The organism is Streptomyces sp. NPDC016469, assembly GCF_040632905.1.
In the GTDB taxonomy this organism is placed as follows: Bacteria; Actinomycetota; Actinomycetes; order Streptomycetales; family Streptomycetaceae; genus Streptomyces.
This window is the reverse complement of the sequence record NZ_JBEYCQ010000039.1, coordinates 26701-37554: the sequence shown is the minus strand read 5'-3', so window position 1 is coordinate 37554 and position 10854 is coordinate 26701. Positions and strand designations below refer to the sequence as shown.

At 69.8% G+C, this 10854-nt stretch carries 9 protein-coding genes; 1 reads left to right on the top strand and 8 read right to left on the bottom strand.

The genetic code is table 11. The features are described from left to right. Positions 1-37: 37 nt before the first annotated feature. From mreD to ABZ565_RS31300, 7 genes are all read right to left on the bottom strand, one after another. Complete coding sequence (mreD, locus tag ABZ565_RS31330; RefSeq protein WP_018103193.1) at positions 38-703, bottom strand: rod shape-determining protein MreD; 666 nt, start codon at positions 701-703, stop codon at positions 38-40. Between the two features lie 11 nt (positions 704-714). Beyond that, on the bottom strand, positions 715-1749 hold the full coding sequence (gene mreC, locus ABZ565_RS31325) for a rod shape-determining protein MreC (protein ID WP_361034375.1): 1035 nt from the start codon (positions 1747-1749) through the stop codon (positions 715-717). Between the two features lie 98 nt (positions 1750-1847). Next, a complete protein-coding gene (locus tag ABZ565_RS31320) occupies positions 1848-2867 on the bottom strand; it encodes a rod shape-determining protein (RefSeq protein WP_018103191.1) in 1020 nt (339 codons plus the stop codon). A gap of 292 nt (positions 2868-3159) precedes the next feature. Beyond that, positions 3160-3573 (bottom strand): nucleoside-diphosphate kinase, encoded by a 414-nt coding sequence (gene ndk, locus ABZ565_RS31315; RefSeq protein ID WP_018103190.1) that lies wholly within the window; start codon positions 3571-3573, stop codon positions 3160-3162. Between the two features lie 125 nt (positions 3574-3698). After that, on the bottom strand, positions 3699-4055 hold the full coding sequence (locus ABZ565_RS31310; protein WP_361034372.1) for a DUF4233 domain-containing protein: 357 nt from the start codon (positions 4053-4055) through the stop codon (positions 3699-3701). Between the two features lie 2 nt (positions 4056-4057). Beyond that, a complete protein-coding gene (locus ABZ565_RS31305) occupies positions 4058-5578 on the bottom strand; it encodes a folylpolyglutamate synthase/dihydrofolate synthase family protein (RefSeq protein ID WP_361034369.1) in 1521 nt (506 codons plus the stop codon). Positions 5579-5690: 112 nt separating this feature from the next. Continuing rightward, entirely contained in the window at positions 5691-8312 is a 2622-nt protein-coding gene (locus tag ABZ565_RS31300; RefSeq protein ID WP_361034366.1) for a valine--tRNA ligase, read from the bottom strand. Between the two features lie 139 nt (positions 8313-8451). Between ABZ565_RS31300 and ABZ565_RS31295 the strand changes: the two genes are divergently transcribed. Next, a complete protein-coding gene (locus ABZ565_RS31295; protein WP_361034363.1) occupies positions 8452-9465 on the top strand; it encodes a hypothetical protein in 1014 nt (337 codons plus the stop codon). Positions 9466-9544: 79 nt separating this feature from the next. On the opposite strand, the gene clpX is transcribed toward ABZ565_RS31295, so the two are convergent. Continuing rightward, on the bottom strand, positions 9545-10843 hold the full coding sequence (clpX, locus tag ABZ565_RS31290) for an ATP-dependent Clp protease ATP-binding subunit ClpX (RefSeq protein ID WP_018103185.1): 1299 nt from the start codon (positions 10841-10843) through the stop codon (positions 9545-9547). Positions 10844-10854: the final 11 nt, after the last annotated feature.

The window sequence follows — 10854 nt, the reverse complement described above, 5'->3', positions numbered from 1 at the left end:
GTGGTGGTCCGGGGGCGGGGCCCGGCGGAATGCTGCCTCACAGTCGCTTGACTCCCTTGATCCGTCCGGCGCGTGCCGCCCGGTTGCGGGCCGCCTTCACGCGCAGTCCGCCGCGCTGGCTGCCGATCCGCAGCCCGGTCCCCGCCGCCAGCCAGCCGGCCGCCACGTCGCCGCGCCCCGAGGAGGACTCGGTGACGGGGTCGTTCACGGTACGTCTGGCGAGCGCCATGATCAGCGGCACGGTGAACGGGGCCAGGAGCAGGTCGTACACCGCTGCGGTGAACAGCAGGCTGCCCAGACCCACGTGACGGGCCGCCGTGTCGCCGACGAGCGCGCCGACGCCCGCGTACAGCAGGGTCGACCCGATCGCCGCGGCGACGACCACGGCCATCGGCAGGAACGCGGACTTCAGCTGCCCGTTCTCCGGCCGGGCCAGGCCCGCGAGGTAGCCGATGACGCAGAGGACCAGGGCGTAGCGTCCGGCGGCGTGGTCGGCCGGGGGCGCCAGGTCCGCGAGGAGGCCCGCGCCGAAGCCGATGAGGGCGCCGCTGACGTGCCCGTAGACGAAGGCCAGGCCGAGGACGACCATGAGCAGCAGGTCGGGTACGGCGCCGGGGAGCTGGAGGCGGGCCAGCACGGAGACCTGGACGACGAGGGCGAAGACGACCAGAACGATGGAGAGCAGGGTCCGGTTGACGTGCATGGGGATCAGCTCTACCTCTGTTCGTTGACCGCGTTGTCGGCGTTCGGAGTGGCGTTCCCGCTGGGGTTCGGGCTGGGGCTCTCGTGGATGTTGCCGACCACGTTGCCCTCGGTGTCCACGATGTCGCCGTTGGGCGAGATGGTGACGGTGACGGTCGGCGTGGGCTTCGGCTTGGCGGGCGCCTTCGGCTTCTTCGGCAGGACCATGTCGCGGGGGTCCTCGCGCGGGGCCTGGACGACGATGCCGACGATGTCCAGCTTGGTGAAGGAAACGTACGGGCGTACGTAGACGGTCCGGGTGAGGTCGCCGCCCGAGGGGTCGACGCGGACGACCTCGCCGACGGGGACGCCGGGCACGAACGGCTTGTCCTTGCTGGAGCCGAACGTGACGAGGCGGTCGCCCTTCTTGACCCGGGCCTTGCCGTTCAGGAACTGCACCGCCAGCGGGCGCGAGCCCTGGCCGGTGGCGAAGCCCAGCTCGTCGGTGGACTCCATCCGGGTGCCGACGGTGAAGTCGGGGTCGTTGGCGAGGAGCACCGTCGCGGTGTCCGGGCCGACGGTGGTGACGCGGCCGACGAGCCCGTCCCCGTTGAGGACGGTCATGTCGCGCTTGAGGCCGTCCTTGGAGCCCGCGTCGATGGTGACCGTCCAGGAGAAGCCCTGGGCCGCTCCTATGGCGATGACCTCGGCCGCCTTGATGCCGTACTGGCCGGTGGCCGACTTCTTCAGCATCTCGTCCAGCTGGCGGACCCGGCTGCGGTTGCGGTCGTCGCTGCCGAGCTTCGCCTTCAGCTCGGCGTTCTGCTTCTCCAGCGCGGCGATCTTGTCGTGGCGGGTTCCGGAGGCGCGGACCGCCCCTATGGCGTTGCCCACCGGGTCGACCGCCGACGCCACGCCGTTCTCCACGGGTCCGAAGACCGTGGCGGCGGCCTGCCGGGCGCCGTCCACCGGTGACGCCTCACCGCCGCGGATGTCCACCGTGATCAACGCGAACGCGATGGCGATCAGCAGCACCAGGAGCAGCCGGCTCTCTCGTGTGTCCCTCACAGTGCGGCGGCCGTGCCTTCCTCGTAGGAATGATCGTGCCTGTATGTCGGCGGTCCCCCGCGCGGAGCGGCAGCGTCCGCGCGGGGGCCGTGGAGTTACTACCGTCGGGGCTGGGCGTCCAGGACCTGCTGGAGCGCCTCGAACTCCTCGACGCACTTGCCGGAGCCGAGCGCCACCGAGTCCAGCGGGTCCTCGGCGATGTGGATCGGCATGCCCGTCTCGTTGCGCAGCCGCTCGTCCAGGCCGCGCAGCAGCGCGCCGCCGCCGGTGAGGACGATGCCGCGGTCCATGACGTCGCCGGACAGCTCCGGCGGGCACTTGTCGAGCGTCGTCTTGACCGCGTCGACGATCGCGTTGACCGGCTCCTCGATGGCCTTGCGGACCTCACCGGCCGAGATGACGACGGTCTTGGGCAGGCCCGAGACCAGGTCGCGGCCGCGGATCTCGGTGTGCTCGTCCTTCTCCAGGTCGTACGCCGAGCCGATGGTGATCTTGATCTGTTCGGCGGTGCGCTCCCCGAGGAGGAGCGAGTACTCCTTCTTGATGTGCTGGATGATCGCGTTGTCCAGCTCGTCACCGGCGACCCGAATGGACTGGGCGGTGACGATCCCGCCGAGCGAGATCACCGCGACCTCGGTGGTGCCGCCGCCGATGTCGACCACCATGTTGCCGGTGGCCTCGTGGACCGGGAGGCCCGAGCCGATGGCCGCAGCCATGGGCTCCTCGATGATGTGCACCTGGCGGGCGCCGGCCTGCGTCGACGCCTCGATCACGGCGCGTCGCTCGACCCCGGTGATGCCGGAGGGCACGCAGACCACGACCCGGGGGCGGGCCAGGTAGCGACGCTTGTGGATCTTCAGGATGAAGTAGCGGAGCATCCGCTCCGTGATCTCGAAGTCGGCGATCACGCCGTCCTTCAGGGGCCGTACGGCGACGATGTTGCCGGGCGTACGGCCGATCATCTTCTTGGCCTCGGCGCCGACCGCCAGAATTCCGCCGGTGTTGGTGTTGATGGCCACGACGGACGGCTCGTTCAGGACGATGCCGCGCCCCCTGACGTACACCAGCGTGTTGGCAGTCCCGAGGTCGATAGCCATGTCACGGCCGATGAACGACATTGAGTTCCCCTTGTTCCCCATGAGGATGCGTCGGGCCTCCCAAGTGAAAGCCGCGATGGCTTGATTTGGTAGGCGGGATGGGCGCTGCGGGCGTGGAAGGTTCCATCGTAGTGCCGGATGTGCCGGCACAGCGCGAGGGTACGCCGCCTTGCTGGGCAGAACGGGTGGCCGTTCCACTCATGGTGACGTTACGTCGGGGGGATGCGTTCCCGCGAACGGACACCCTATGCCGAAGGGCGACCGAATTAATTCGGTCGCCCCAGGTCGCGAGCGCTGTTCGGCTGATCCGGGTTCAGGAAAGTCCGGGGAAGAACAGCTTCATTTCCCGCTCCGCGGACTCCTCGGAGTCCGAGGCGTGGATGAGGTTCTCCCGGGTGATCGTGCCGAAGTCACCGCGGATCGAGCCGGGCGCGGCGGCGATCGGGTCGGTGGGCCCGGCCAGGGCGCGGACGCCCTCGATGACCCGTTCGCCTTCGGCCACCAGGGCGACGATCGGGCCCGACTGCATGAACTCGACCAGCGGCTCGTAGAAGGGGCGGCCCACGTGCTCGGCGTAGTGCTGCTCCAGCGTGGCGCGGTCCAGGGTACGCAGCTCCAGCGCCGTGATCTTCCAGCCGGCCTTGCGCTCGATGCGGCCGACGATCTCGCCGACCAGACCGCGACGGACGGCGTCGGGCTTGAGAAGAACGAGGGTGCGCTGGGTCATGTGCGGCTCCTTGCAGGCATACGGGTGCGGTGAGGCGAGATTACAGGGGCCCGGCGACGAGCCCGCCGCCGGGTTTGCCGCGGTGGGCGCGCGACACGCCGGGCAGCACCCGGCGAGCCCGGCCGTCAGCCGCCGGCGGGCGACTCCGCCTCCGCCTGGGCCGCCCAGCGGGCCTTCACCTCGTCGATCCGGCGGCCGTAGTGCACCGAGGCCCACCACAGCGCGCCGAAGGCCAGGCCCAGGATGAACATCACCGGGATCACGAAGCCGCTCGCGACCAGCGCGATCTGGAGGGCCCAGCCGAGCTGCACGCCCCCGGGGCGGGTGAGCATGCCGCAGAGCAGCACGGAGAGGAGCATCCCGATGCCGCACACCGTCCAGACCGTGGCGTTCGACAGGTCGTCGGACTTCATCGCGACGAGTCCGGCGAACCCGATCACGAAGAACTCGCCGATCAGCGTGGACGCACAGAGCATGCGCATGGTCAGCGCCTTCCCAGGAGCAGCCGGGCCTCGCCGACCGTGATCACGGAACCGGTCACCAGGACGCCGGCGCCCGCGTACTCGTCCTCTTCCTCGGCGAGCGTGATAGCCGCCTCCAGCGCGTCGTCCAGCCGGGGTTCGACCTGCACCCGGTCGTGGCCGAAGACCTCGACGGCGACGGCCGCGAGGGCGTCGGCGTCCATGGCGCGCTCGGTGGAGTTCTGCGTGACGACGACTTCGGCGAAGATCGGCTCGAAGGCTTCCAGGAGCCCGCGCACGTCCTTGTCGCCGCTGGCGCCGACCACCCCGATCAGCCGGGAGAAGCCGAACGCCTCGGACAGGCCCTCGGCGGTGGCGCGGGCGCCCGCCGGGTTGTGCGCGGCGTCCAGGACGACGGTCGGGCTGGAGCGGACGACTTCGAGGCGGCCGGGCGAGATCACCGAGGCGAACGCGGCGCGCACGATGTCGGCGTCCAGTGCGCCGGGCTGCTCGGCGCCGACGCCGAAGAACGCCTCGACCGCGCAGAGCGCCACCACCGCGTTGTGCGCCTGGTGGGCGCCGTACAGCGGCAGGAACACATTGTCGTACTCGCCGCCGAGGCCGCGCAGGGTCAGCAGCTGGCCGCCGACCGCGATCTCGCGGGAGACCACGCCGAACTCCATGCCCTCGCGGGCCACGGTGGCGTCGGCCTCGACGGCCTTCTTCAGCATGACCTGGGCGGCGTCCACGGGCTGCTGGGCCAGGATGACCGTCGCGCCCTGCTTGATGATCCCGGACTTCTCGGTCGCGATCTCGCCCGTCGTGGAGCCCAGGCGGTCGGTGTGGTCGAGCGAGATGGGGGTGACGACGGCGACGGAGGCGTCGATGACGTTGGTCGCGTCCCAGGTGCCGCCCATGCCGACCTCGACCACGGCGACATCGACCGGCGCGTCGGCGAAGGCCGCGTACGCCATGCCGGTCAGCACCTCGAAGAAGGACAGCCGGTAGGGCTGCTGGGCGTCGACCATCTCGACGTACGGCTTGACGTCCTCGTACGTGGAGATGAACCGCTCCGGGTCCACCGGGGCGCCGTCCAGGCTGATCCGCTCGGTGATCGACTGGACGTGCGGCGAGGTGTAGCGGCCGGTGCGCAGGTCGAAGGCGCCGAGCAGGGCTTCGATCATGCGGGCGGTGCTCGTCTTGCCGTTGGTGCCGGTGATGTGGATCGAGGGGTACGCGCGCTGCGGCTCGCCGAGCACGTCCATCAGGGCGGCGATGCGCGTGACGGACGGCTCCAGCTTGGTCTCGCCCCAGCGGCCGGCGAGCTCCTGCTCCACCGCGCGCAGTGCCTTGTCGACCTCGGGGTCGGCGGGGCGGGCGGGGAGCTCCTCGGGGCGGGGCGGCCCCGAGGCGGCGCGCAGCGTGCGGCTCCCGGCCTCGATCACCGCCAGGTCGGGGTCGCGCTGGGTCGCTTCGTCCACGATCTCCGCGAAGGTGTCGTCGGGGTCGGACGCGTCGGGCCGGTCGGGGCGGGGCTCACTCACGGGCCCCAGTCTACGGATGGCCACGGACATCGTGCGCAGCCGCCCGGGGGCCGGACACGCCGGAGCCCCCGCGCCCCTCGGGTGAGGGGGGCGGGGGCTCATGGGCGTCGTCTCAGCTCTGCGGCAGGGCCGCCAGCTGGCCGGTGATGCGCTCGATGTCGGCCTCGGCCTTGGTGAGCCGGCCGCGGATCTTGTCGACCACGTTGTCCGGGGCCTTGGCGAGGAACGCCTCGTTGCCGAGCTTGCCCTCGGCCTGGCCCTTCTCCTTGCGGGCCGCCTCAAGGTCCTTCGTCAGCCGCTTGCGCTCGGCGTCCACGTCGATCGTGCCCGACAGGTCCAGGGCGACGGTCGCCCCGGCGACGGGCAGCGAGGCGGTGGCGTGGAAGCCGTCCCCGGCCGGCTGGAGCCTCAGCAGCTGCCGCATGGCCGTCTCGTGCGGGGCGAGCGGGGTGCCGGTCAGGGTGAGCTCGGCCGGGACCTTCTGGCCGGGCTGGAGGCCCTGGTCGGAGCGGAAGCGGCGGACCTCGGTGACGACCTGCTGGACGAGCTCGATCTCCCGCTCGGCGGCGTCGTCCCGGAAGCCCGAGTCCTTCGGCCAGTCCGCGATGACGACGGACTCGCGGCCGGTGAGCGCGGTCCACAGGGTCTCGGTGACGAAGGGGACGACGGGGTGCAGCAGGCGCAGCATCACGTCGAGGACCTCGCCCAGGACCCGGCCGGAGACCTCGGCCGGGCGGCCGCCGCCGAAGAACGTGGTCTTGGACAGCTCGACGTACCAGTCGAAGACCTCGTCCCAGGCGAAGTGCCGCAGCGCCTCGCTGAGCTTCGAGAACTGGAAGTCGTCGTAGTACGCGTCGACTTCGGCGACCGTCTTGTTGAGGCGGGAGAGGATCCAGCGGTCGGTCACCGACATCTCGTCGGCGGACGGCAGCTCGCCCTCGATCGTCGCCCCGTTCATCAGGGCGAACCGGGTCGCGTTCCAGATCTTGTTGGAGAACTTCGCGGAACCCTGGACCCAGTCCTCGCCGATCGGGACGTCGGTGCCCGGGTTGGCGCCGCGCGCGAGCGTGAAGCGCAGCGCGTCGGAGCCGTACTTGTCCATCCAGTCCAGCGGGTTGACCACGTTGCCGAAGGACTTCGACATCTTCTTGCCGTGCTCGTCGCGGACCATGCCGTGCAGCACGATCTTCTCGAACGGCGGGACGTCCTTGTTGATGTACAGGCCGAACATCATCATCCGGGCGACCCAGAAGAAGAGGATGTCGTAGCCGGTGACCATGACGGAGTTCGGGTAGAACTTCGCGAGGCTGTCGGTCTGTTCGGGCCAGCCGAGCGTGGAGAACGGCCACAGGCCGGAGGAGAACCAGGTGTCCAGGACGTCGCTGTCCTGGGTCCAGCCCTCGCCGGTGGGCGGCTGCTCGTCGGGGCCGACGCAGACCATCTCGCCGTCGGGGCCGTGCCAGACGGGGATGCGGTGTCCCCACCAGAGCTGGCGCGAGATGCACCAGTCGTGGAGGTTGTCGACCCAGTCGAAGTAGCGCTTCTCCATCTCCTGGGGGTGGATCTGGACCTTGCCGTCGCGAACGGCGTCACCGGCCGCCTTGGCGAGCGGGGCGACCTTGACCCACCACTGCATGGACAGCCGGGGCTCGACCGTGGTCTTGCAGCGCGAGCAGTGGCCGACGGAGTGGACGTACGGCCGCTTCTCGGCGACGATCCGGCCGTCGGCGCGCAGGGCGGCGACGATCGCGGAACGGGCCTCCAGCCGGTCCAGGCCCTCGAAGGGGCCGGGGACGGTGATGACCGCGCGCTCGTCCAGGACGGTGAGGAAGGGCAGGTCGTGGCGCTGCCCGATCTCGAAGTCGTTCGGGTCGTGGGCGGGGGTGACCTTGACGGCACCGGTGCCGAACGACGGGTCGACGTGGTGGTCGGCGACGACCGGGATGGTGCGGTCGGTCAGCGGCAGCTTGATCTGCTTGCCGACCAGGTGCTTGTACCGCTCGTCGTCGGGGTGGACGGCGACGGCGGTGTCACCGAGCATCGTCTCGGCACGCGTGGTGGCGACGACGATGGTCTCCTCGCCCTCGCCGTACGTCATGGAGACGAGTTCGCCGTCGTCCTCCTGGTACTCGACCTCGATGTCCGAGATCGCGGTGAGGCACCGGGGGCACCAGTTGACGATGCGCTCACGGCGGTAGATGAGCTCGTCGTCGTACATCCGCTTGAAGATGGTCTGGACGGCCTTGGACAGGCCCTCGTCCATGGTGAACCGCTCACGGGTCCAGTCGACGCCCTCGCCGAGGCGGCGCATCTGGCCGGAGATCTGGCCGCCGGACTCGTTCTTCCACTGCCAGACGCGCTCGACGAACGCCTCGCGGCCCAGGTCGTGGCGGGACTTGCCCTCCTTGCCGAGCTCGCGCTCGACGACGTTCTGGGTGGCGATGCCGGCGTGGTCCATGCCCGGCTGGTACAGCGCCTCGAAGCCCTGCATGCGCTTGCGGCGGACGAGGGCGTCGATCAGCGTGTGCTCGAAGGCGTGGCCGAGGTGCAGGGAGCCCGTGACGTTCGGCGGCGGGATGACGATCGTGAACGGCGGCTTGTCGCTCTTGGCGTCCGCCTCGAAGTACCCGCGTTCCACCCAGCGCTCGTACAGCTTCCCCTCTACCTCGGCCGGCGTGTACTGGGTCGGCAGTTCGGGGTTGCTGGCTGGCTGCTGCGCTGGGTTCTCGGTCACGCGGACAGTTTAGAGCCGTCACAGGAGTGCACTGAAACCGGTTTGTTCGGTAACGGTGTGCCTCCCGGTGGTCCGCGCGCGCGAGCCTTCCGTCAGGATGTTCGCAACGCGTAAGTATCACGAACAGGGGACACCGCAGATGAGCTACAACCAGCCGGGTCCGTACGGTGGCCAGCCGCCGCAGGGCCAGCCCGGACCGTACGGCCAGCAGCCCGGCCCGTACGGCGGTCAGCCGCCGCAGGGCCAGCCGCAGGGGCAGCCCGGCTACGGCTACCCGCAGCAGGCCCCCCAGGGCGTCCCGCCCCAGCAGCAGCCCCAGCCCGGTTACGGCTACCCGCAGGCGCAGCAGCCGGGCCCGTACGGGCAGCAGCCGCCCACCCCGCCGCCGTACGGCCAGCAGCCCTACGGCCAGCAGCCGGGCTTCCCGCCGCCGGCGCCGCAGAAGAAGAAGAAGACGGGCCTGATCGTGGCGGCGGCGGTCGTGGCGCTGGCGGTCGTCGCGGGCGGGGTGTACTTCATCACCTCGGACGGCGGCAGTTCCTCCGTCGCGTCCTCCACCAAGGGCTACAAGCTGACGCCGCCGGAGTCGGTGGGCGAGTACAAGCACGACAAGACCGACTCCGACAACAAGACCGGCCCGCTGACCGGCAAGGACAAGACCGAGACCGAGGCGATGGGCGTCAAGTCGCCCGTGGAGGCCAGCGCCGTCTACGCCAGCGGGGACATGGAGAAGAACCCGCTCACCACGAAGATGCTGATGCTCAAGGGCGTCTGGGGCCAGATCGACGACCCGGAGAAGACGCTGAACGCGGCCTTCGCCGGCGCCAAGGACGAGATGGCGAAGGACGAGGGCGACGACGACAGCGAAGTCTCCCTCGTCGGCTCCCCGAAGAGCTACACGCCCAAGGGCTTCGACGGCGCCCTGATGAAGTGCCAGACGCTCAAGACGGTCAACAAGAAGTCCGACGGGTCGCTCCAGAACGGCCCCAAGGAAGTCATCGTCCCCGTCTGCATCTGGACCGACTACAGCACCGTCGGCATCGTCTTCGCCGTCGACCTGGGCGCTGCCATGACCACCGGCAAGAGCATGCCGACCGAGGACGTGGCCGACCTCGCCGCCAAGCTCTACAACAGCTCCCGCACCAAGATCTGACCCGCGGCAGCGCGAAGGGGCGCCCCGCCGGTTCTTCCGGCCGGGCGCCCCTTCGCGTACGTACGTCTACCGCACCGCGTTACGCGGACTTCTCGTGGCGGCCCTCGTCGCCCTTGCCGATCGTGCGCGGTTCGCGTGGGACCAGCGTCGGGTTGACGTTGTTGCGGACCACGTCGGCGGTGATGACCACGCGGGCGACGTCCTTGCGGGACGGGACCTCGTACATCACCGACTGGAGGACCTCCTCCATGATCGCCCGCAGGCCGCGCGCGCCGGTCTGGCGCAGGATCGCCTGGTCGGCGATGGCCTCCAGCGCCTCGCGCTCGAAGTCCAGCTCCACGCCGTCGAGTTCGAACAGGCGCTGGTACTGCTTGACCAGGGCGTTGCGCGGCTCGATGAGGATCTGGAGCAGGGCCTCGCGGTCCAGGTTGTGGACCGAGGTCAGGACGGGGAGGCGGCCGATGAACTCGGGGATCATCCCGAACTTCACCAGGTCCTCCGGCATGACCTCCTGGAACTGGTCGCTGGCCTGGATCTCCCGCTTGGAGCGGATCGTGGCGCCGAAGCCGATGCCCTTGGCGCCGGCCCGGGACTCGATGATCTTCTCCAGGCCGGAGAAGGCGCCGCCCACGATGAACAGCACGTTCGTCGTGTCGATCTGGATGAACTCCTGGTGCGGGTGCTTGCGGCCGCCCTGGGGCGGCACGGAGGCGGTGGTGCCCTCCAGAATCTTCAGCAGCGCCTGCTGGACGCCCTCGCCGGAGACGTCACGGGTGATCGACGGGTTCTCGCTCTTGCGGGCGACCTTGTCGATCTCGTCGATGTAGATGATCCCGGTCTCGGCCTTCTTGACGTCGTAGTCGGCGGCCTGGATCAGCTTCAGCAGGATGTTCTCGACGTCCTCGCCGACATAGCCGGCCTCCGTCAGCGCCGTCGCGTCCGCGATGGCGAACGGGACGTTGAGCATGCGGGCCAGCGTCTGCGCGAGCAGCGTCTTGCCGGAGCCCGTGGGGCCCAGCAGCAGGATGTTGGACTTGGCGAGCTCGATCGCGTCGTCGCGGCCCGCCCCGCCGCCGTTCTCGCCGGCCTGGACCCGCTTGTAGTGGTTGTACACAGCGACCGAGAGGGCCTTCTTCGCGGGCTCCTGCCCGACGACGTACCCCTCGAGGAACTCGTAGATCTCGCGGGGCTTGGGAAGCTCTTCCCAGCGGACCTCGCTCGTCTCGGCGAGCTCCTCCTCGATGATCTCGTTGCAGAGATCGATGCACTCGTCGCAGATGTACACACCGGGACCCGCGATGAGCTTCTTCACCTGCTTCTGGCTCTTTCCGCAGAACGAGCACTTGAGCAGGTCGCCGCCATCACCGATGCGTGCCACGAGGTGCTTCC